The organism is Ruegeria sp. AA6 (genome assembly GCF_056542865.1).
In genome coordinates this window covers 25,465-48,347 of the sequence record NZ_JBQGAN010000023.1, presented here as the reverse complement: position 1 = coordinate 48,347, position 22,883 = coordinate 25,465, and the positions used below count along the sequence as shown (strand labels likewise).

Below are 22,883 nucleotides of genomic sequence, written 5' to 3'. Positions count from 1 at the left end.
CAACGTACTCCTCAATTTGCGGGCGTGTACCAAATGGGCGATGTGTAGGCGCGTTCTTGGATTGATGTTGGGACATCCTCCGGAATTTCTACTCCAAAGAATTTTGCGTCATACGTCGTCCAACGAGGTGTCGGAATTGCCAATACTCTGACATAGTAGAAAGCAGCCTGCGTCGGGTCGAACTCGGGATCTTGCCAGAAGCCACCAAGGATCGCCTGACCAATCTCATTGGTGTAGCTGGCATTCGCTACATCTACGGTGTTGCCGACCGGAGCCGAGCACTTCGCTGAAACAAGAGCACGTCCGCCGCAAGCAATATCGTAGATGCGCTCCGACGTTGTGCCATCGGCGTTGTTCCATCCCTTTACGATCTGCACACGGTCTAAGTTGGCACCATCCGGATCCCGCAAAGCACGAACAAGGAAACGCGGCGCACGGTCTTCACTCTTTCCCAAATCACCCCCCATAGGTACGCCATTGGCGTAGCCATGCGCCGCGAAGTCCGACCGAGGGAGATCGGATTCATCAAAATCGTAACCCGCGAAGACACGAACCCGGATACGTGTCCCTGTGGTCGCAAAGACCTCTTTTCGCATCATCGCGTTAAAGATGGCTTCGCGCGTATTCTCACGTGCCCAAACCGCAGCAAGCCCGCCAGCACTAGTGTTTCGCGTAAAGTTCTTTTGCGCGTCGTCCTCTGCAAGGCGCGCTGTTGCAGCCTCATCAAATCTGATCGGGTCGGCAGTTGGTTCCACCGCTGGAAATTTACCGAAGTAATTATTCTCCTCGACAGTGCTAAGCGACGTGTGGCTGTCAGTCGACCCGATCACACCAAACTTAAATGGGTTCGCCCCCAACCTATCCCCTATTGAAAGACCACGCATCAAAGCGGTTCGGGCATACTCATTGGGCAGCATTTCGGGCGTTTTGGGCTCGACTCCAAAGCTACCACCGTCCCAGGTCTCGAAGTCGGCAAACTCATCATCGGGAGACAGGAACGGGTGTGCTTCACCATCGCCCTTCATTTGAGTGATCTCGTACAAAGGCTCCCAGCGCATGCGCCGCTCAGCGTAAGAGGCGTCAATCGGTACACCACTTAGCAGACCGGTTTCCGAGAACATAAGCCCGTTCGACAGATTACCATTGTGCGGGATGGCCAGGAGTTGCCCTCCGGTCAGCTCCTCGTAAGAAGCCATCCAGTCCCAAAGGTCCTCAGGGTCCGGGGCCTCGTAAACTGAAACCGGAATAATCTGATCTGCTTTCTCCTTGTCATCCTTGAAGACCACGACGCGGTGCAGATTGTTGCCGGAGGGGTCAAGGGTATATTCAAAACCAATGAAGGCGGTGAATGCACCAGGAATATTGTGCCTGTCTGCGGCGTCTGTGACGCGTTGCCACATCGTAATCGACATGTCCTGGTTATCGGCTAGCTCGTTCACGCCGGTCTGCCGCATCGTAGCCCAGAAATTCTGAGCGTCCCGTCTAGCTTCAAACGTCCCGGGTTTGGCTATCTCATAGATCTGACGCCCCCATTCGGTCGCCAGCAGATCCTCGTTGGCTTCTTCAATCGCTACGGGTAGTCCCAAGTTTTCTGCATGATCAGCAACAACAAGAAAATCAAGGGGGCGGCTTAGTTTCGCATTCTGCCCGGTTGTGGAAACGACTGTCTCCCCTTTCGCAAAACGATAAGCCTCATCCGGGCCCAGCAAATTGCCGTTCAAACCCGAATCCGCTGAAAACGACGTGTGAAGATGTGTATCGCCAAAGAAAACCTGATTGGGGAAATCCTGACTCGGATAGGGCGAATAGTCGCCTGCAGGAGCAACAGCCGGCGTGTCCTGGGCGTGGATCGCCCCCGCGAATGCGAGCAGTGAAACGGAAATAGCGAGTTCCCTGATCATTAAAGTGCACTCCTCAATTTGTGGGCGTGTACCAAATGGGCGATGTGTAGGCGCGATCCTGTGTGGTCATCACAACGCTGTCCGCCATTTGAACATTGAACTTTACAGCGTCATAAGCCGTCCACCGTGGAGTGGGGATTTCGATGACCCGGGCATAATAGAATGCGGGTTCTGCCGGATCGAAATCCGGATCGGTCCAGACGGCACCAAGCTCGGGCGCACCGATGGTGTTTGTCCAGGACGGCACCGACAGGTCGACGGTATTGCCAACCGGCGGCAGTTTTCCGTTCTCATCCGGAGACCGGTCACCCCCCCACGCGACATCATAGACCTTTTCCATGGCCTCGCCGGACTCGGCATCGATCCAACCCTTGATGATCTGCACGCGGTCAAGATTTGCACCCGACGGATCACGCAGAGAATAGACGAGGAAGTCAGGCGCTTCGCCGTCTGCAGGCGTCGCAAGATCACCACCCATGGGGACCCCGCCATAGTAACCGACCTGAGCCAGATCACGACGGTTCATCGCGTCGGCTTCATAATCGCCACCAAAGAACCTTACGGATAGGCGCGATCCGGTCGTCGCGTAGGTTTCGCGCCGTTCCATGGCATCAAAGATCGCACCACGAGTATTTTCCGTAGCCCAGACAGCGGTCAAACCCGCGGCTGAATAGATGGACGAGTCATACGCAACATCACCGTTCGGATATGTCCTTCCGACATGCGCCGCCCGTTCACCGTTGGGTTCATAAGCAGTAAATTTGCCATAAAAGTTGTTTTCCTGCGCCGTGGTCAGGCCGGTATGCGTATCAGTAGCGCCGTCGGCACCAAACTTGTAGGGGTTGGACCCAAGTACAGCGCCCAGTTCCAGCCCACGCAACAAACCAGACCTTGCATATTCACCCGGCAGCATCTCGGGCGTTTTTCGAACTGTCGCGTCGAGATTGCCGTAATCCCAAGTCTCGAAGTTGGCAAACTCATCCTCGGGCGATAGCATGGGATGCGCTTCGCCATCCCCTTTGAATTGGGTCCATTCGTAAAGCCGTTCCCACTTTTGGCGTGCTTCGGCATATGCCGGATCGAGCGGCGCGCCATCGGCAAAACCATCAACGAGCGGGAACATCATGCCGCTTGAAAGGTTGCCGTTATGCGGAATTGCGGTAACGTCGCCACCCGTGACCGTTTCGTAGTTCTCGAGCCAAGCCCAGAGGTCACGCGGATTGCTCGACCCCATAGGTGGTGTTGTGGTGTAGGGCACGACCTGACCTGCGCGTTCGGGCCCATCTCGAAAAATGACGTTGCGGTGCAGATTGTTGCCCGAGACCAATGAGGTCCATTCAAAGGCGATGAAAGTGGTGAATACCCCGGGGTCGTTGAACTCTTCCGCCGCGGCGATGATATCATCCCAGACCCGCTTGTAGGCCGGATTGCCGGGCTGGTAGTTGAGTTCGGACGAAATTGTGCCTTGTGCAAACTGTTTTGTGAGTTCCTGAGCTGCCATACGGGCCGCTTGCCCACCTTCTGCAAAGGCTTCGTGAAATTGTCGCCCTTGTTCATCGGCCATGATGTTGGGCGCACCGGACAAAATGTCGGTAATGGCGCCCATCCCATCGGAATGATCTGTGATCATATAGAAATCCAGGGGACGGGAGAGTTTGACAGGTTGACCAGTGTTAGAAATCACCTGCTCACCACGAGCCAATCGATAGCTGTCGCGTGGCAAAAGTGTTGTTCCACCGCCTCCCGCATCAGCCGACAACGCGGTGTGGACATGCGTGTCGCCGAACAATGGCCGCGTCGGAAACGCGCGGTCGGCATAGGGGGAATAAGGGCGCCCCTTCAAAACACTATCGGACGCTTCGGGCGGAGCTTCTTGTGCAAAAACGCCCGTCGCAAAAAGTGTCGCAGCGAGAGAAGGAATGATTTTTTGCATCAGGTGTTCCTTACTGTGTGGGCAAATTGTTATGGATGATGGATCGGCGCGCTTTCGATTCCGGGCCTGTCAGAACGCCCCAATCAACTCGGTACGGTCCCCCGCAGCCTGCCAATCCGGAACCATGAGTGGTGGCAGATGTTCGCGGACCTAAGCCGGACTGGGGGCATTGAATGCCCCGGTGAAGCTGCCAATACATAGGAGGCCGCCTGAACCAGCCGAGAGAGAAAAACCGTTCCAATGGAGACATCAGTCACCCTAAAGAATCGCAAACCTATGTCTGAAATGTCAGATTCGCCCCTTGACTGTAGCCATTCGAATAAATCTATTTGTCCGAATTCGGACAGAAGGCGGAATTGAATGCACATATCAAGCGCAAATGCGAAAAAATATCTTTCACATCATGGCTGGGCTTCAACCCTATCGGGTGAATTGCTGGACGCGTTCCTGGGCATCACTCACCATGTAACGCTTGATGCCGGGCAGCCGCTTTATTCCATCGACGACCCTGCCAGTGACCTCTTCGGGTTGGCCTCGGGTGCGATTGCTATCGAGTCAGCAGGAACTGAAAACGTGATCGAAAAGAGCTTTCTGATGCACCCTGGGGTGTGGATTGGAGCAGCACGGCTGGCTGGAACAAAAAGACGTAAAATCGGCGCGTATGCTACGCGCCCTTCGACCATTTTGGTTGTCAAAAGCAACGAGTTCGTGAGTTTTGCTGAGATTTACCCGGATATTTGGCGTCGACTGTTGTTGAACCAGATCCAAAACCAAGAGCGGGCGATTGGTTTTGCCCATGATCTCATGCGCCGCGGAAGCCATGAACGCCTTGTTGCCGTCCTGGCCAGAATGGCCGGGCTGTATGAACCCAACCCTCCTGTTCCAGCGATCGTCGATGCCACGCACCGAGAGATCGCTACCTTGACCAACCTATCGCGCGGTGTTGTTTCTTCTCGCCTTGCGGAACTGGAGCGCAAAAAACTGATAAGCCTCGGACGCGCCAGCATAACCATAACGGATCCCAAGGGACTGTTGGCATTGCTGTGAACTGTGTTCACGAGGTGTGAGCGATCCGCGTAAACGCGTGTAGAGGTTTAGCCGAGAATGGATGGTTCTTTTTGGCTGTGCGGCTCAAACATTGGGTTGCCGACAAGACAAGCTCAACGCCGCAACACAAAACACAAGCGCCAACGCGCCCCAAAGTGGCGCGTCTGTACCAAAACTGTAAAGTGCAGTGCCGAGAACCGGCCCGGCAGCAATTCCCATTCCGCGAAAAGCCGTATTGATGCCCGCCACTCGACCCTGATCCGTTGTACCGGCCGATAAGCTGAGCGCACCCATAGCGCCAGGAGCGACTGCCCCCAGAGAAGCACCAACGGCGATCATGCCAATCGCCAGAACCAACACATCATCCGCCAGAATCATGATCCCTATTCCGGCCAAAGCGCCAATACTGCCTGACCGCAGCAACCGACGCGCATCCCATCCCTTTCGTGTTGCCACAAACACTTGTGATATCGTCAACGACAGAGTTGCGCCTGCAAGAATAAAGCCTGTTGATTTCATTGCCTCGGTACTGTTTACTTGCAGGTCATCCATTAGTTTAAGCCCGATGATCGGAACCACCATGGTGTAGCCAGCAAAGCCTGCCATCGTGATCGCAAAGAATTTCCAGAACCGAGACAATCGAATGGGTTTTTTCGTCCTTGGCCGGATATGTAATTGCGAGGTCGGAAGAAATTTCAAAGACAGAAAAAACGCAAACAAGCCTGCTAGAAGAAGCGCAACAAAGCCGACTGCAATGCCCCGCTCGGCGGTCAACCAGAGCAGCATTGAACCTGAAAGTGCGCCCAAACTGACGGAAGCCCCCATAAGACCCATGCCTGAGACGCGCGTCTTGCTGTCTGTAGTATCGGCAATGAGCGCCTGCGTCGACGGAATGAGCGCCCCACCGAACACGCCCTTTACGGTGCGGGCAACTGCAAGCGTATAGACCGTTGCGCTGCTGGCCAGAACCAACATGTTTGAGAACACCAGCGCCATTATCAACGGGCTGAGCAAAACAAACGGAATAGCGGTCAAAACCAGGGAACGGCGGCCCACGCGCTCTGACAAAACGCCCCATAGGGGCGCTGTGGGTACAACAGCCAACGCGCCGAGACTTAGGATTATGCCGACTTGTAATTCGGTGATGCCATAGTCCCGGCTCACCGGACCAAGGCCACCGGAAAGCAGTGCGTTTGACGCAGCATAGACGTAGACACCAGATACAATTGCAAGGCGCTTAATCAGGATCAATACGTTACTTTCAGTTGCCAATATGAAATAATTAAGATGTTCTCGAGCATTAGGGCCGATTGAAGCAAGATCAAGTTCTTATGTTTGTTGAGAGGGTTCCGTTGCAATCCTTCGACCATTGATGATTTCGGAATTAGCGAGTGAATGTCTGTCGGTCGTATCAAGTCGAAAGCCAGCTCATGATTTCTTTCAAAGGTGCACAGGCACCGGAGTATGTGATCCTATTCGCAGTGTTCTTCTATGTTCGATACGGCGTTTCCTATCGCTATCTGGAAGAGATCATGGCGAAGCGAGCCAGCAAGATCTCTCCAATTTAGCCAACATCACATGTTCAGAAGCGCCCCAACGCCTCCAGGGCATGTAGGAAGAAGGCCTGATCGAATTGAACTACGGACGTATCAGAACTCTCGACCCGATCGCATTGGATAGTAACGTCGCGGAATAGAATTTTGGTTTTGTTACCAGGTTCTTTGAAGTATGAATCCAGGTTGAAAATTGCAGTGGTCAGCTGCTCTGATGCAGGTTTTTTGCATTTAGCCGCCTCGACGGGCTCTGAAGGTATTTTCCATGGGTCGGCCCAAACCGATGTCGTCCACGCCACCCAACTGGAAATCCCCGAACTGGCGAATATCTCATTGCCGATAGCCTCGATTCAATTTGGCACCTTGACAGGCCAAGGACTTATCCGGTCGGAATACGGACGTATCGTTTTGATCGATCCAGAAGGCTTGGGGGGATTCGATAAATGCTTAAGTGGCAGCAAAATCTCAGGTCATCGCGCAGCCCTGATCGCAATCGAAGTGCGGTAAGTTTTTTGCTTTTTGTCGTCATCGTATTCGGTTTCGTTTCCACGCCAAGAATGGTAAACGCTTGCCCGGTGTGCACGACATTGCCAGAGACAACGCTCGCAGATCACCTACTTGCAGCCGAGATCGTCGTTCTGTCCGGGCCTGCTCCGGATAATCCCTTCAAATTCACTCCCGTAAGGGTCATAAAAGGCACTTCCGAAGGGCTTGAGCGGATGCCCGAAATCCCCTTCCTGATCGATAGCCGTACGCGTGCTGCATTCCGGGCCGACCCTGACAAGTTAATTTTGCTGACTTTTGGCACCACAACCAAAGATGCGGCCGGGCGTGGGCTGTCGCGCAAATGGACCAGAATTTTTTCTCTGACCCCCGACAGAGAGCAATTTCTCGAAGCTCTATGGATCGTGGGTGAGCATTGGCGACCGGGCAAAGGGAACTACGCCGAACGGGTTGAGTTTTTTGCACAGTTTCTTTCGGACAAAGACTTGGTGCTACGCGATACCGCACTGATCGAAATAGATCGTGCCCCCTACAGCAGCATCCAGATTTTGCGCAACAAGGTTCCTGTAGACATGTTGCTGCAAGAATTCGGCACCATTAACCGGCTAAGCTTTGTTCCGGTTTCGATCCGACTGATGGGGCTGCAAATTGACGATGACAGGGCGAGAAAAGCGGTTCAATCCCGGTATTCACAAGCGATGCATTCAAACTCGGCTTACGTGTATGAATGGGCTCTGTCAGGGATCGCCATGGACGGATTGTCGGCCATTGAAGTCGTCAGCGATGCATTGAAGACGGAGACCTTGAAGCCGAACAGCAAGCGATCGCTTGTGCGTGCATTGGCCGATTGTGGCACGGTATCTCCTGCATTCAGAAACCGGATTACTGGGGTCTTCGCCGAGGTATTAAAGGACGATAGTGCATTGGCAATGGAAATTGCGATTGCGATGCGGGACTGGAACGAAACTCAGCTGGATGAACAGCTGTTGGCCTTGTTGGACAGTGAAAACCTTGACCCGGTCACGCAATTTATCATTCAAGCCAAACTTGCGCCCAAAGACTGAAGTCAAAGAAGTTTGACGCAAATATCGTTTTTGATGACGTTCGTTGCGTGCGCGAGATCGACATCGCCCGGAACCATGAACGTTTTGATCAGCCGATACCTGACCTCGGCAATACCCCCAAACGCGTGGCCGTTTGCAACGTCACAGGCAAGGGCAAAATCATTGTATTAGTGAAGACAATCGAAAACCGCGGCACCCGACAGACAGATAAGGCCTGGAAGGTTCGACAAAGTGCCGTTTCAGGGCAAGGCTACGGCTTCGAGGAATACGACCGTCATACCATCGGCGGTAAGCAGCTCCATCGTCGGACCGGTCACGACCGCCTCGCTCACCGCAGCCATACCTTTGGTCCAGGCACGCTCGATTTTATCAAATGGCGGTGGGCAAGCCGTCAACGTCATGGGACCAGCAGTCAAAGACAGCGCGGAGCCTTCAAGTGCGTAACTTCCATTGATGATGTTACAGCCGACAGTCGACGTAAAAGCCCCCTCACTGGAGCGCAAAATAAAATGGGGTTCTCGCTCGGCCTCGGTATTCTCGAGCACGCGGCTTGCAATCGATAGGATACGCCAATAGGTGTTTTCAACATCCGCGTCCGCCATTGCGCGCTCACAGGTCAGTCCTGGTACGAACCCGGCAAGCCGCTCTATCACAAGCATATCGCGCTTGCCACCTTCCATGCCTTGGCGTTTCGCTATCTCGCCTTCGAGTACTACAACGACCGGCGTCATCGGCGCGGCCTGTGCATCCAGGTATCCGCGTTCGGCATCAAGGTAAGCGCCCTCGATCGCGACCGGGTAAGTGTCTTTTGTCCCGCATTCTGTAAACGTCGCGGCGTCTGCAGAATAGACGAACTCTCCGATCATTCGGCGGGGCCGTTCAACCGGGATTTGTACTTGAACCATGTTGATCTCCACATCCATGCCAGCGCCGTCCGTTAACACCGGTGTATGCGTGTCAGTGGTGAACAGTAACCGCTCGCCTAACCGCAGGCTCGCTCGGACTGTGTAACGCCGTGTATCCTGAATGACATCGGGGTTGTAGGGGATCGCGAATTCGTAGGGCGGGTTGCCCGCTTCGTTCACCGTCACTGTGCTGAGGATTTGCGCCGGGACATCCATCAATGATACATCCTCAAGCCGAACCTCGAAGGTCACTCCGGGCGGCATGGCGATCCGTTCCCGGAATGTGGCCGTTCCAGTAATTGTTTCCATCGCATTCGCTCCAAACCCGGCGAAGCAAAGAATCGTCGCCAGGAAAGACTCAAAAACTCGCATCGCCGTAATCCTCTCGATTATGTCTCGACGTCAACCTATGGCAGAAGGAAGCTAAAGGTCCATGACGAATGATCTTCTGAACCATGACCCGATCGCACGTTCAGCTACGTTCTTGAACCAATACGCTTCAAGCGCGCTATGGTGTGAGAGGCTGACTCAAATCACATTCGAATTAAGAAATTATAGTAGTGGGCATTGGCGCTACCTCAGCGTCTCATCCCATGTGCCCCGAATCGTGAATTATCACGCTTGACTGTTGTCACTGTGCCCTTAATTTCTGGACGCAGATGCATCTTGGTGCATTTACCCAGGTTTTGTGCCCTTAATTCTCGGATATCCACAGGCCACCAACCAGGGACCTCACATACATTCGGTGAAGGACCGAAGGGTCCCTGTACCGGATCACGTCTGCCTAACACACGACTTATCCCCAGAATGCACGGTCTTGGAATTTAAGGCACAGTCCGGCAATTAAGGACACAGTCCAGAAATTAAAGGCACAAATTGGAACTGATTTTACTCAATTTTTTGAAGCAAGCGTCCAGAAATTAAGGGCACCGTGACACACGATCAAACCGCCGCTCTGTTTCGCCCCAAACGTCACCGCCTTTCAGCCCATTCCTTTCGACATGCCCGCGCCGCTGCTTTCGAAATTTGGACCGAATATGGACGCGAGCTCAACGCTTGAAATCAACGTACAGTTCCTGTCTCGCGGGCCGTCGAAAATAACCTGACAAAGCCGCTCTACAATAGGCAGATGGCTCTGTTGCAACAGAACCCACCTCGCCTTCTTGAATTCTGTTACAGAGCATGACCTACGCCTGTATTACGCTCATTATAAGGACTTTTTGATCGTTACATCCAAGGTATCTTCAAAATACTATTACACCCGATAAGTATCGCTTATCATGCTTGATTGATTTTACCGGGGAATGGGCGCAGAATGCGGGCCATGAAGTGTCGGTTTTCCTTAACCAATGGACTCGCGACGGCATTGGTCCGTAACCCGTAGACCCCTGCCCCGATCCGGCAGCAAACCATATTAGATGCAGCACAGTAACCTGCAATTTTGTAAACAAATACCGGCACAAATCTGGTCCGCATCTACACTTAAAGGAACAACTCAGCGTAAGGCCAACCATGAAACATGGTGAAAACAAGCAAGAACAGTCTACAGGTTAGGGAAAATCGACACATGAAGCCCCCTGCCCCATACCTCCCCGCCGCAGCCCCTGCCCTCTCGGAAACAGATCAGGAGGCGCTCACTGATCTTTATGTGCGCGGCACACCGGAAAACACGCTGCGGGCATATGAACGGGATTTACTTTATGTCACCGCCTGGAAGTCCGCGCGGTTCGCAGCGACGCTGGACTGGCCGGAATCTGAGGCCACCGCCCTCGCCTTCATTCTCGATCACGCCCGCGATCTGAATGACGCACCAGAAACGGATGTGGCGCGCGAAACCGCAGAAGCGCTAATTGCTCAGGGGCTGCGCAAGTCCCTCGCCTGCCCTGCCCCTTCGACGCTGGACCGGCGCATCGCCTCCTGGCTTGCCTTTCATCGAATGAAGAACCTGACCAGCCCTTTCGGGGCGCCGCAGGTGAAGCAGGCCCGTGCCAAGGCGCGCCGGGCTGCAGCCCGGCCCCCTGCCCCAAAATCGCAGCACCCGATTACCCGCGATGTGCTCGAGCAGTTGCTGTCCACCTGTCGGGGGTCCCGGCGGGATTGCCGCGACCGCGCCATCTTGATGCTGGGTTGGGCTTCTGGTGGTAGACGGCGCTCGGAGATCACCGGGTTGATGTTTGAAGACGTCTCGCTGAAGGAGTTCGACGAGAAAAGCCTGGTTTGGATTTCACTTCTGGAGACCAAGACGACAACCAAAGGTGAAACGCCGCGGCTGGTGCTGAAAGGCCGCGCGGCCCAGGCGCTGGTCCATTGGATGGAGGTTGGACAGATTAAGAACGGGCCACTGTTCAGACCAGTCTCAAAAGCGGATCGTGTGCTGAAACGTCGGCTTTCGCCGGACGCTATCTATCAGATCGTCAAACATCGCCTCCAGTTGGCGGGGTTGCCGGAGGACTTCGCCTCGCCGCACGGTCTGCGTTCTGGGTTCCTAACCCAAGCCGCACTGGACGGCGCACCAATCCAAGCTGCCATGCGCCTCTCGCTACACCGCTCCATGGCCCAGGCGCAGAAGTACTATGACGACGTCGATATCGCAGAAAACCCGGCAACGGACCTGTTGGGGTGAGGAAATACGCAATCAGCTCAATTGGCCCCCTGCCCTTCCCTATTTCTTGTCTTGGTGCGCAAGCCGTTTCTTCTTTTGTGCCAACTGCTCGTTATGAAAAGCTCAACTCGAGGCGGAGCATTCGGAAGAGTTTTGTGTGTATGCCTACTTTTTGCACAGCAGAACTTCATCAGCTATAAAAGCCCGGGAACCGCTTCAACGAGGTTTACAGCTGTAAACCACTTTGCTTTGATGCAAAGCGTATGTAGTTCACAGCTTTGTAGAACCCACAATATAAGCGAAAATCCTTGACTTAGGACAATGAATCACGCCTGTTTGTCTCAAGTGGCGCAAAAATGACCACATTCTTTAATTTGAGGCAACTACATGATTCCCGTGACACCACTTACGGCAGAACGACCATCGGCTCTCGCCACGGAAATTTCTGAGAGATTAAACTCGGCCATCCGGGAACATCTTCTTGCGGCATTTGCCCCTGACAACACCAAATCACTACGCAACTTTGCAGCCCCAGAAGCGGCCGAACTCTTAGGTGTCTCAGGTCAATTCATGCGTAAGGTCCACGCAGAAGGAACGATTCCTGAACCAAAAGACGTGCGTAGCGGTCGACGCTACTATACCGCCCATGAGCTTTGGGAGGCTCGCGAAACGCTTGAGAAAACCTCTCGCAAAAAGGGGCGCTATATCCCTCGTCGGACTGAAGGAGAGAAACTCCAAGTCTGGCAGTTGATGAACTTCAAAGGTGGCAGCAGCAAAAGCACCACAACAATTCACCTGGCCCATTATTTTGCGCTTCGCGGTTACCGTGTATTGGCCGTTGACCTGGATCCACAAGGCTCGCTTACATCCATGTGCGGCATCAGCCCGGAAATTGAGTTTGACGGACTGACGATCTACGATGCTATTCGGTATGAAGATCCGGTAGATATGGCGGACGTTGTGCTTCCGACATACTTCCCCGGTCTGTCTGTGGCACCGTCTCGGCTTGTTCTTTCCGAGTTTGAGACAGAATCTGCCGTTCACTCCAACCCGGACCATCCGTTCTTTACGAGAATACGGAATGCCTTGGCCCAGGTAGAAGGCGATTTTGACCTAGTTCTGATTGATAGCCCACCTCAACTCGGATTCTTGACAATAGCCGGGATGGCCGCCGCTAGTTCATTGCTTGTGCCACTGACACCTTCGATGCTGGACGTGTCTTCGACGGCTCAATTCCTCGAACTCGCTGGTGCTTACATGGCAGTCATTGAAGATGCTGGCGCTACGCTCGAATACGATAACTTCAAGTTCCTGATAACGCGTGACGAGCCGACAGACGTGCCGTCTCAACAACTGGCTTCGTTCATGCGAGCACTGTTTCAGGATCGCGTTATGTCAGCTACGGCCCTCAAAAGCACTGCAATCAGTGACGCCACAATGCTCAAACAATCAATTTACGAGGTCGTGCGGTCGGAAATGACACGCGCAACTTATGATCGGGCAAAGAACTCAATGGATGCGATCGGCTCCGAGGTAGAGCAAATGATCCATCAAGCGTGGGGACGCAGCTAATGGCTAGAAAATCGCTTCAGGAGATGTCAGGGATCGCAAACACCATCGCGCGCTCTAGCCCCAAGGCCATCGACAAAACCCCAAAACCCAATGCCCCTGCACTTGGTGCGCTTCAAGGCTCTCTGGCTGCAATCAGGGAAATTGACCCTGCCCTGATCGACGATTGGGGGCCAGCCGATAGGCTTGGTGAGTTTACAGCTGTAAACACTGACGAAGAAGACGATAGCTTTGAAAGCTTGATATCGAGTATCCGAGACGGCGGCCAACAAGTTCCCATTCTTGTCAGAAAATCGAAATCCGACGGTCGATACGAGGCAATTTATGGGAGGAGGCGGCTGAAAGCCTGTCGTGAACTTGGCATTAAGGTCCGCGCCAATGTTCAGGATATCGACGATGCCTCGGCGCTACTCGCCAAGGGGCTTGAGAATGCTGCGAGGCGCAATCTTTCCTTCTACGAGAAAGCACGTTTCGCCGAGGCGATCCTGACTTCCGGGCATGACTCTGCAACGGTGCGGCAAGTATTGAACCTTTCGAAATCAGGGCTGTCTCACCTGACAAAAGTTACGCAACATGTTCCTGCAAAGATTGGTGACATGATCGGCGCAGCCCCAAAATCAGGCCGCCCAAAATGGACCATGCTTGCAGAACACTTCGTTGCAGGCAAGCTGGCGGGAGATGAAGCGGCAAACCTGCTTGCAACCATTGAGCCATCAATGTCGTCAGATGATCGGCTGGAAATGCTCCTAAAAGCAGCTGCCAAACGTGGTGCACGACAAAGAGAAAGTGCAGCCGAAGTCAGCCCAATTGAAGGAGTTACAATCAAATCCACCAACGGATCACTAACTGTTTCGGTCAAAAGGACCGGAGCTAACGCTGACTTCGCTAGCTGGTTGGACAAAAACATGGCTGAAATCATCAAGCGCTCACACGCTGAGTTTACAGCTGTAAACGCCGAGAAAAAGAACTGAGGACGAGCAGAAAGGAGGAAGGCAAACAAACAAAACCCCCGAAACCGGAGCTTCGAGGGCTGCTGCGCAAAGCGCAATTCTTAGATTAGACACCTAGAATCTAGCAGCACCCGAATCGCCACACAAGAAAAAACGCTCTTGAGCGAACGGGTAATTTTTGTCTGCCGATAGATAATCATGAAAACAGTAGCAGCATTGGCTCCAAATGGAGCAAACTTGTCGGGGACGGCAGGGCAGGGGAGTAGTACGCCCAAAAAATGGATACTTCTTCGCGCCGTTGAAGAGGCCAGAGAACCTCTTGGGTTGAAATCCACAACTCTCAATGTCCTGAGAGCCATGATTTCTTTTGTGGGCGGTGATCAGATTACTGCGGACCAAGATGATCATCACATCTGCTTCGCTTCCAACGCGGCGATCGCCAAACGAACCCATGTCAGCGTGCAGACAGTTGAGCGTCATATCTCGACGCTGGTTGAGCTTGGACTTATCCGCCGCGTAATGAGCGCAAACGGCAAGAGATGGGCGCGCCGGGATCGACAGGGCAGGGTGGTCACTGCAACTGGGCTCTCCTTAATGCCTTTGTGTGAACGGCACGCTGAGTTCATCCAAGAAGCCCAGCGGCATGCTGATCGCGTTCTCGAGTTCACTGTACTCCGCGACAAGGTTTCCGCCGCTCTGGCGCGCCTTAGGGACCTCGTAGCAAATGACACCGCGATCTCTGATTTGATGACCACCGTCCGCAATGCTCTGCGTCGCAAACCAGATGCGAATGTACTCTGCGAGCTATTGGCAGAAATCTCTGTGGAAATCTCAGAAGTAACACAGACAGATACAGAAAATTTGAGGGACAGTGACAATGAAATTGAGGGGCACAAAGAGGACTCTTTGAATCCGGAAGTTAAGAAAGAAAAACTTTATCAGATTCAAGTTTCTCCAGACCAAATGGAGCGCAGTTTTCCACGGCTATGCTCAGAGCTACGCTTTGCAAAAGATCAGCACCACTGTGATCGGCTTATGGATGATATCGCCGAGTATCTACGGCTTGGCCAAACCTGGTATGCAATGAAATCAACGTTTGGCCCAGCTATTCGCTTCATCGTTCTCGGGTACATCTTTCAGCGTGCTGAGAACATACAGTCTCCAGGGGCTTATCTGATTTCTCTGATGTCAAAGATCGATCGGGGAGACATGCAGCCAACCGCATTGTTGGCGCAAAACTCAAAATAACCGCGGACGAGCAGGCCGTACTTATGAATTCCCATCTCGCTTATGAGTTCAGAGCAACAGATGAAGTTCATCCCATCGATCTATTGTGAATAGAATGCGGATGTATTACATTGTACTACACAGCGGAAACAGGTGATTGCGATGAGAACCAGCCCATATTCAATCCGTCTTGATGAAGACTTGAGAAAGTCTCTGGAACGAGAAGCTGCGATAGAAGATCGGCCGCCTGCGCAGCTCGCTGTACGAGCAATTAGAATGATGTTGGAATCCAAGGCCGCAAAGCGAGCAGCCATTGATGCAGCTGTCGAAAAAGCAGATCTAGGTAAGTTCATCACGGCAGACGAAATGAATGCCTGGATAGACAGCTGGGATACCGAGAATGAGCTCTCTGCTCCGGTCGCAAGCAGGCAATCCAATAGCCAATGAAAATTGTATTTCTCGAAGATACGGCCCGGGACATTCAATGGTTCCGCTACTACTACACGTCTGTTTTTCCTGAAGGCAGCGAAAAGGCACGAGCACAGCTCAAAGCCATTCAGCTTACTCTTGCAGCAAACCCGTATGCAGGTCACCCAAGTGACACACGCCAAGACGTACGGGAGCTTTCAGTACCGCGAACCCCATTTACGCTAATCTATCGTGTAATGCCCACTCAGATAGAAATTCTGCGTCTCTGGGATACCCGGCAGGGCGCAGACTATTAAAACCCGGAGTCTAAACTGGCGGCATCAGCCAGGCAGCGTAGGGGGTAAGAAATCGAACTTATTCTGCTATTCGACCTCTAGCTTCTGCACAGAGGGCGGGAAGCAGTCGTTCGCTAGAGCTGCGATGCGATCTGGAAATTTTCGGCAAAGCTGACGTTCGACATGGGAACTGTAAGCTCCACTACGCGAGACAAAGTAGAATTTTGAGGTCGACCGCGCATACCCATCGTTTTCAATTCCGGGTGATCCTCGACAAAATTGCATAATTGCAAAATAGTCACAGGAGTTACCCGAAACAGGAGCTCGTATCATGAAGCTAATTCGCACCCTTTCCACTTTCCTGGCGATAGCGATGACCATCGGACAGTTGTCTGCGCAAGAACGGGATTTTGAGCGGGAGCGGTTTGAACGTCGTGCATACGAGAGCGCTCTTTGGGCGCAGCCGCTCGTTTCTGGCAATCAAATGATTGTCGGAGCATTAGACTCAGGCCAAAAACTCAACCAAGTCGCCTATTTTTCTAAACCACCCAATTGGAAGTTCCAGTCACCGACGCCCAATAACTCTACGCCTTACGTAAACCTCATTTATGATGTCAAGGACGGTCCAGTGGTGGTGGAGCTTCCGGCTGCGACTGAGAGATATAGCATCTTTGGCACATTCCTCGATGTCTGGCAGCGACCGGTCGTTGATGTCGGTTCGGATGGCGATGACAAAGGCGAAGGCGGAAAGTACTTCATCTATGCCGCAAACACCGATGCCAAGGTGCCGGAAGGATATCTGCCTGTGCCCCTCAAAACCTATCGCGGTTACGGTACTTTACGCATCATCACGCCTGATCTCGAGCCTGCGACCCTCGAAGGTGCAGAAGCCTACATACGTGCCGGCATCCAACAATATCCCTACGGCAGCGATGAGCGTTTGCCGCATATGGACATCTACGATGTTTTGTATTCTGCGCAGTTTCCGTTCGACAGCAGCTTCTTCGACCGTTTGCAGGAAATAATAAATCACGAAGAGGTTCGCGAGATCGACAAATACCCGTTGGGTATGTTGAGCAGCCTCGGAATTGAACGGGGTGGGGCTTTTGATCCCACCGACGGAGAACGGGCAATTCTTGACGATGTGATGGCCCGTGTTCACGCGGAATTGCAGAATAAATTGAGTGTGATACCTCCTCTCAGGTGGGGCAACGAAACGCAATGGACGCAACCAGTTGCAAACTCAATGATCCAAACGATGATGACCTACGAAGACGAGAACAAGGTCTTTATCGATGATCGGGCCTTCACTTACTACACGTACATTGCGCCCCCAGTGAAGCTCGGCTCAGCGACGGCGTACTTGATGGTGACGCGTGACAAATTTGGTGAAGCATTGGAAGGCGACAAAAGCTATCGAATGACTGTTCCTGCCGATGTCCCGGTCGAGCAGTTCTGGTCTATTCTCGTGTACGATGTAGCGACGGCTTCTTATATCCGTGGAGCGGACCCAATCGGACTGGCCTCGACAGAAAGCCCGACGCCCAAAGTCAACGACGATGGCAGCGTGGACGTCTACTTTGGCCCGGAGGTTTTAAACGAGGGAGTTAACTACCTCCCGACCACGGGCGCTGCGAATTACTTCTTACTTTTTCGATTTTACGGCCCGACGGAGGCCTACCGAAACGACAGTTGGAAACTAAACGATCTGGAGCCAATGTAAGCGTGTGAGGCGCGCTGCTTCGAGTGTTAACCCTGAGTCGATTGTGTTGAAAATTTTGAATGCGAGCCGAGGCGGGAAAAACTCCTGCAAAAACAATATTTTGTGAGCTTTGTGTCCTGAGGGCTAAATCAAAAAGAAGGCGTTCCAGATTTTTGGCGCTAGTTCCGCGGCGGCGAGTTTTCCAAACCAATCTGCCGCAATAGAGTCTTGGTACTGAGCTCAGCGCTCGGTTCGAAGAAGAATTAGGAGGGCACCGCTCAACCGCTCGAAAATAGTGCCGGTGGATATAGTCAATTGCGCCGACAGACACCACTGCCTATGGTCAATCGGGTGCTTTTGCGCCACTCTTTCAGGCCCAAGGTGCACAGCGTAGATCGCATGGATTTAACCACAACATCGTTCGAGACCTTTGTGGCTTCAGCCACAGTTAGCCTCAATGAGTGGATGGCTACCGTGTACCCTGACCAATTGGTTGGGGCGGTGCTAGTCTGCGCTCTGCTTGTTGGTCTTCGTCGTAAGATCGCCGCACTTGGGTTAAAGCTGCTGAGGCAGATTTTGGATCGTTTTTCGGTATCACTTCCAGACGAAGTCAACGCCCAGCTAAGGTCTGCGTCTGAGATCCTTGTGTCCGCGTTTGCTCTGTTTGCTGCAACTCAATTGTTAGTGCCAGATGGAGTAGCAAAGCTCTTGTTAGAACGGATCATGGGCTCTGTCGCGATTATCGCGGTCTTTGGCGCATGGTATCGACTAAGTGGCCCGTTCGCGGCATTGCTGTGGACTGACAAATTGTCTTTGGTTCCGTCAGAAACGGGCTGGGTTCAGCGTGTAATGCAATTCGCCATTCTGCTGTTCGGTTTGACGTCGTTGTTGCGTGTTTGGCAAGTGGATATTTCGGGCGCGCTGACAGGAGTTGGGGTTTTAGGAGCAGGGTTAGCCATCGCCGCTCAGGACTTAGTGCGCAATCTCGTGGCTGGCATGACTAACATTAGTGAGAAGCGCTTCGAAACAGGAGATACCATCGCTGTTGGTGGCGACGTTTTTGGAACTGTTGAGGCGATTGACCTTAGGTCAACCAAAATTGTGGGATTTGATCAGATACCTAGACACATCCCCAACTCGGACTTAGCGAATGCCACAGTTCTCAATTACTCACGGCTGAAGCGGCGACGTGTGTATCTAAAAGTTCCCCTGGTGCTTTCGTCTACCCAACAACAGATAGAAGCCGTTCGCGACGGTATCAGAGATTACCATCTTAAATCAGGCGACTTTGATACTGGCGATGGTGCACCAAAATACATCTACGTGAATGAACTCGGGCCAAGCTCCGTTGATATCATTATTTACGCATGGACTAAGGGACCGACCTGGGAGGAGTTGCTTCAGGTCACAGAGCGGCTGACTTTAGCAATCCTCAGGATAACCCGCGATGCAGAAACTGAACTCGCTTATCCGACTCAAAGCCTACACCTTCAGGCAAATGGCGACGCTAAATCATTGAAGATCTCTGACATTACAGGCGCTTATGACTAGCTTACCTTTGTCAGAGGCACAGCAATCTACGTAGCCTTCTTCATTCGGTCATATGCTGCTTTCATCTTGAGGCCGAGTGAGCGGGCTGCTTCGCCCACTTCTTCAGCAGACTTGTCAAATTCTGATTTGCTCAAAAACTTGTCCCATTCGGCTTGGAGTTCTGTCCATTCATCCTCTGCTTCTTTTGAGGCAAGATGCAATTGCAGCTTCAGTTCGTCGCGGCGTTGCTGGAGTTCTTTCATGAGTGACGTTAAATCCATCGGCGCTTGTCCCAGTACGGTTTAGGTTCACCAAACGGTGCCAGAACAAGCGACAAAGTCAAGCGACTTGGGCCCTGTCTGATCGCTCACAACAACGGGCTCAACAAGCGTGCCAGCGGGGCACCATGGCGCTGTTTGAATCCGCGGTCGGCAAGCTTTTCTTTCAATCGGAACGATCTTGCGAAGTCTGCCTCAAACATGGCTGCAACCTCGGAAGCAGTGTGTTCGTCAAAGATTACTGCTGTCTCCTCAAAGTTGAGGCGACAAGAGCGATTGTCCAAGTTGGTGGTCCCTACTGATGATATCGTGTCATCCACCAGAACCACCTTCTGGTGCATAAAGCCATCGTTGTATCTCCATACCTCGACGCCAGCATCCATGACCTCATCAAAATAGGCGAGTGCGGCCAGCCACGGAATGGTGTGATCGATTACTTCAGGAGTTAGGAGTTTTACGTCTACTCCCCGCATGGCTGCAAGCTTGAGCGACGTCAGAATATCGTTCTCGGGGACAAAATACGGTGACGCGATCCAGAGACGTTCAGTTGCTGCATTGATCAAAGTGCAAAAATAGAAGCTCCCGGTATCAAAGGTATCACCCGGCCCGGTCGCGATGATAACGGCGTCTTTATCGGCTTCTGTTTTCTTCACATCCCAATCGAGTTCGCTGATCAGGTTTTCGCGTGTTGCCCAGTGCCAGTCTTCAGCGAAGATCAGTTGCAGTTGCAAAACAATGGGGCCGGTAAGCCGCGCGTGGGTGTCCCGCCATGGACCAAATTTTGGGTCTTCGCCCATGTACTCATCGCCCATGTTCAGACCGCCCGTGAACCCAATCTCTCCGTCGACCACTACCGTTTTTCGATGGTTCCGAAAGTTGATCTGGAAGCGGCTTTTCGGTCCGTCATAGGCATGGGCGTTTACGACCTGAACCCCCTCGTTGGACAGCGACTCGAGATAGGATTTAGGAAGTTTGGCGCAGCCTACAGCGTCATAAATCAGTCGCACAGAAACGCCATTTTGAACCCTATCCAAAAGAACATCTCGTAGGCGGCGCCCGATCTTGTCGTCGTTAATGATGTAAGACTGAACCAGAACATAGCTTTTGGCAGAAGCAAGGGCTTCGAAGATGGAGCTAAAAGTTGCTTCTCCATCAATGAGCAAATCCAGGTCGCTACCTGAACCTACAGGTATGTCACCAATTTTTTCTAATGCTCTGTAGATACTCTGGTTTTCAGTTCTGGTTGGAGGAAACTGCTGTCTGAATCCCTCCAAGCCTGTTATCACTTCATCGCTGTCGCGACGGCCTGTCAGATAGCCTTCATAGTTGAAAGACCCAAGGAACAAAAACGCTGGCACGGCAAGGTACGGCGCCGTGATCAGAAACACGACCCAAGCAACAGAACCTTGCGGCGTCCTTGCATGGCGGACGGCTAGAACGGCACAGTAAATCGCTGCGATTTCCAGCAGTACGATGACGACAACGATCAGTTCAGCAGACATGTGCGCGCACTCAGTTTAATATGATCCATCCTAAGGAGTTAACCGTCCTCTCATAAGAGCATAAGGCATCCGAATTTGGCACAATAATCTAGAGTGGCGAGACAATCTGCTCCCCAACTTGCTTGAAAAACACGGGTTTTTTGACCGTTGCCATGCAAAGCTCTGTATCGAGATTTGGTCGACGTGATAGGCTATCAGTGGAACATACATGCGCCTGGGGAATCTATGCCACAAGACAGCAACGGCTCACCTCGCTCTGAGCAAAAGTCCACCATTCCCGTATGGTTCATGACAACTGTCACTGTGCCCATCATCGTTGCTTTCCTATGGTTTGGGCGCGACTTTTTTGTTCCGATTGCCTTGGCAACACTACTTTTCATTCTAACGATGGCGCTTATTGAGCGCTTGGATGCCGCGACAATTGGGAGAACGCGTGTACAGCGCTCATTGGCCTATTTTTCCGCGACTGCCCTTGTGATCGGGCTGCTGATTGGTCTTGGTTACGGTGTTTCAACACAAGCAGCGGCGATGGGGGAGGCTGCGTCGAAATACAATGAACGATTAGTCGAGCTAAAATCACAACTGGAAGGTTTTGTCGGTACTGAAGTTGTTGCCTCAATAGAGCGCGCGGTCAAAGAGATCGACTTTGAGGGGTTCCTATCAGAGCTAGCCGCATCAGCTGCCGGAATGATTGGGAACATTGGTCTGATTGTACTTTATCTGACTTTTATGATTGCTGAACGCGGAGCATTCACTGAAAAACTGCCCAAGCTCTGCAAGAACGAAGCGCAAGCGCGTCAGGTCGGCGACATATTGAAGTCGATATCCATCGGCGTCAGGCAATACATGTGGATCAATGCTGTCACCAGCGCGATGAGCGCAACTCTGTCTTTCGTCGTTTTGAAGTTCTTTGGCGTCGACTTTGCTTTATCGCTTGCATTCACCGTATTCCTTTTGAATTTCATACCAAACATCGGTTTCTTTTTAGCCGTCGCAATGCAAGCCATCATGGCACTTTTGCAGTTCTACACACTTACCCCTGCTCTGATCATTGTTGTGATCTACGGTGGCGGAGATGCAATCATTGGCAACATAATACAGCCTCGAATGCAGGGTAAGTCACTCAATCTCAGCACGTTCGTCGTCATGGTTGCGCTGGCATTCTGGGGTATGATGTGGGGCGGTATCGGCGCGTTCATTGCTGTGCCGTTGACCGTCGTGATCATGATCGTTTGCTCGCAGATCCCAGGGTTGCAGCCTTTTGCACGGCTGCTTTCAAGCGATGGTGTTCTTCCCGGAGAGCACTCTCACCCTGTGAGCGAACAGCAGGGATCCACATCACGCAGCAAGCCTAAATCGGAGATAGAAGCTGAGCTTGCTGCCATGAAGCAAGAACTAATGGAGCAGAAATCATCCAGAAATCCAGATCAAGAGTCGTGAATTCTAACTTTTTTCCTTGTTTTTCAGCGCGGCAGTAATCAACGGGACGAGAAGTGTGGATAGTGACCCTAGCGGGTTCGAGCCCAACGATTTGACTGAGTTAACAACATCCCTAGCTTCGGTTGCCATACCTTCCAACTCATCCTCAATATCGGCGATGGCCATGTCCCGCACCTCGACGGCTGGTGCAATTTCCTCTTCTACGCTTATGCGTCCAGCAATCACCGACAAGAGCGCAGCGAGCAGGAGGTTGCCAGCTGTAAGGATGCCAGCTGAACCAGCAGGCGAAATCCAAGTTGTCAAAACAAGGTATAGCGTCAGGTTCAGCAGAACCAAACCAGCCAAGGCAGCCAGACCAGCGAGAGCCATCAGTACCGTTTGCTGTTGGACAACCGCCAGCCTTCGGCGCGTGATCAGTCGTTCTGTCCGAAAAATGATTGTGAGATTTCTGCCAATACGGTTCATCGAACTG

The 22,883-nt window shown here is 52.5% G+C and carries 19 protein-coding genes and 1 pseudogene; 13 read left to right on the top strand and 7 right to left on the bottom strand.

Features of this window, described 5'->3' with window-relative positions; genetic code table 11:
* Positions 1-11: 11 nt before the first annotated feature.
* Positions 12-1,901, bottom strand: coding sequence for a DUF3604 domain-containing protein (locus ACR0LN_RS19675; RefSeq protein WP_480432033.1), 1,890 nt, complete (start codon positions 1,899-1,901; stop codon positions 12-14).
* Between the two features lie 13 nt (positions 1,902-1,914).
* On the bottom strand, positions 1,915-3,834 hold the full coding sequence (locus ACR0LN_RS19670; protein WP_170825400.1) for a DUF3604 domain-containing protein: 1,920 nt from the start codon (positions 3,832-3,834) through the stop codon (positions 1,915-1,917).
* Between the two features lie 360 nt (positions 3,835-4,194).
* On the opposite strand from ACR0LN_RS19670, the gene ACR0LN_RS19665 reads away from it, so the two are divergent.
* Positions 4,195-4,881: a Crp/Fnr family transcriptional regulator gene (locus ACR0LN_RS19665; RefSeq protein ID WP_170825401.1), complete on the top strand. Its 687-nt coding sequence runs from the start codon at positions 4,195-4,197 to the stop codon at positions 4,879-4,881.
* An 84-nt stretch (positions 4,882-4,965) separates the two neighbouring features.
* On the opposite strand, the gene ACR0LN_RS19660 is transcribed toward ACR0LN_RS19665, so the two are convergent.
* Positions 4,966-6,132 (bottom strand): MFS transporter, encoded by a 1,167-nt coding sequence (locus tag ACR0LN_RS19660; RefSeq protein WP_170825402.1) that lies wholly within the window; start codon positions 6,130-6,132, stop codon positions 4,966-4,968.
* 179 nt (positions 6,133-6,311) lie between these two features.
* Between ACR0LN_RS19660 and ACR0LN_RS19655 the strand changes: the two are divergent.
* The 3 genes and pseudogenes from ACR0LN_RS19655 to ACR0LN_RS19645 form a co-directional block, all read left to right on the top strand.
* Positions 6,312-6,425 (top strand): annotated as a pseudogene (locus tag ACR0LN_RS19655) (IS6 family transposase); the annotation flags it as partial.
* 195 nt (positions 6,426-6,620) lie between these two features.
* On the top strand, positions 6,621-6,941 hold the full coding sequence (locus tag ACR0LN_RS19650) for a hypothetical protein (RefSeq protein WP_170744553.1): 321 nt from the start codon (positions 6,621-6,623) through the stop codon (positions 6,939-6,941).
* A gap of 80 nt (positions 6,942-7,021) precedes the next feature.
* Positions 7,022-8,002, top strand: coding sequence for a hypothetical protein (locus ACR0LN_RS19645; protein ID WP_170825403.1), 981 nt, complete (start codon positions 7,022-7,024; stop codon positions 8,000-8,002).
* 239 nt (positions 8,003-8,241) lie between these two features.
* Here the strand turns inward: ACR0LN_RS19645 and ACR0LN_RS19640 are convergent, their stop codons facing one another.
* A complete protein-coding gene (locus ACR0LN_RS19640) occupies positions 8,242-9,216 on the bottom strand; it encodes a YbaY family lipoprotein (RefSeq protein ID WP_170825404.1) in 975 nt (324 codons plus the stop codon).
* Positions 9,217-10,474: 1,258 nt separating this feature from the next.
* Here ACR0LN_RS19640 and ACR0LN_RS19635 point away from each other — a divergent pair.
* From ACR0LN_RS19635 to ACR0LN_RS19600, 8 genes are all read left to right on the top strand, one after another.
* On the top strand, positions 10,475-11,530 hold the full coding sequence (locus ACR0LN_RS19635; RefSeq protein WP_170724941.1) for a tyrosine-type recombinase/integrase: 1,056 nt from the start codon (positions 10,475-10,477) through the stop codon (positions 11,528-11,530).
* A 366-nt stretch (positions 11,531-11,896) separates the two neighbouring features.
* Complete coding sequence (gene repA / locus ACR0LN_RS19630) at positions 11,897-13,081, top strand: plasmid partitioning protein RepA (protein WP_170724940.1); 1,185 nt, start codon at positions 11,897-11,899, stop codon at positions 13,079-13,081.
* Positions 13,081-14,049 carry a plasmid partitioning protein RepB gene (repB, locus tag ACR0LN_RS19625; RefSeq protein ID WP_170724939.1) on the top strand — a complete coding sequence of 323 codons (969 nt, stop codon included), beginning with the start codon at positions 13,081-13,083 and terminating at the stop codon, positions 14,047-14,049. The genes repA and repB overlap by 1 nt, the downstream gene beginning before the upstream one ends.
* A gap of 177 nt (positions 14,050-14,226) precedes the next feature.
* Entirely contained in the window at positions 14,227-15,276 is a 1,050-nt protein-coding gene (locus ACR0LN_RS19620) for a helix-turn-helix domain-containing protein (RefSeq protein ID WP_170724938.1), read from the top strand.
* 141 nt (positions 15,277-15,417) lie between these two features.
* Entirely contained in the window at positions 15,418-15,702 is a 285-nt protein-coding gene (locus tag ACR0LN_RS19615; protein WP_170724936.1) for a CopG family ribbon-helix-helix protein, read from the top strand.
* The gene (locus ACR0LN_RS19610; protein ID WP_170724935.1) at positions 15,699-15,980 is read left to right on the top strand and encodes a type II toxin-antitoxin system RelE/ParE family toxin; all 282 of its coding nucleotides are present in this window, start codon (positions 15,699-15,701) and stop codon (positions 15,978-15,980) included. Before ACR0LN_RS19615 ends, ACR0LN_RS19610 begins: the two co-directional genes overlap by 4 nt.
* A gap of 310 nt (positions 15,981-16,290) precedes the next feature.
* The gene (locus ACR0LN_RS19605) at positions 16,291-17,682 is read left to right on the top strand and encodes a DUF1214 domain-containing protein (protein WP_170470000.1); all 1,392 of its coding nucleotides are present in this window, start codon (positions 16,291-16,293) and stop codon (positions 17,680-17,682) included.
* A 378-nt stretch (positions 17,683-18,060) separates the two neighbouring features.
* Positions 18,061-19,212 (top strand): mechanosensitive ion channel family protein, encoded by a 1,152-nt coding sequence (locus ACR0LN_RS19600; RefSeq protein ID WP_170470003.1) that lies wholly within the window; start codon positions 18,061-18,063, stop codon positions 19,210-19,212.
* A gap of 26 nt (positions 19,213-19,238) precedes the next feature.
* On the opposite strand, the gene ACR0LN_RS19595 is transcribed toward ACR0LN_RS19600, so the two are convergent.
* A complete protein-coding gene (locus ACR0LN_RS19595; protein ID WP_170470006.1) occupies positions 19,239-19,472 on the bottom strand; it encodes a hypothetical protein in 234 nt (77 codons plus the stop codon).
* An 86-nt stretch (positions 19,473-19,558) separates the two neighbouring features.
* Positions 19,559-20,971 carry a cardiolipin synthase gene (cls, locus tag ACR0LN_RS19590; RefSeq protein WP_170554407.1) on the bottom strand — a complete coding sequence of 471 codons (1,413 nt, stop codon included), beginning with the start codon at positions 20,969-20,971 and terminating at the stop codon, positions 19,559-19,561.
* 225 nt (positions 20,972-21,196) lie between these two features.
* Here cls and ACR0LN_RS19585 point away from each other — a divergent pair, with 225 nt between their 5' ends.
* Positions 21,197-22,411 (top strand): AI-2E family transporter, encoded by a 1,215-nt coding sequence (locus ACR0LN_RS19585; protein WP_170470013.1) that lies wholly within the window; start codon positions 21,197-21,199, stop codon positions 22,409-22,411.
* A 3-nt stretch (positions 22,412-22,414) separates the two neighbouring features.
* On the opposite strand, the gene ACR0LN_RS19580 is transcribed toward ACR0LN_RS19585, so the two are convergent.
* Positions 22,415-22,876 carry a hypothetical protein gene (locus ACR0LN_RS19580; protein WP_170558236.1) on the bottom strand — a complete coding sequence of 154 codons (462 nt, stop codon included), beginning with the start codon at positions 22,874-22,876 and terminating at the stop codon, positions 22,415-22,417.
* Positions 22,877-22,883 lie beyond the last annotated feature (7 nt).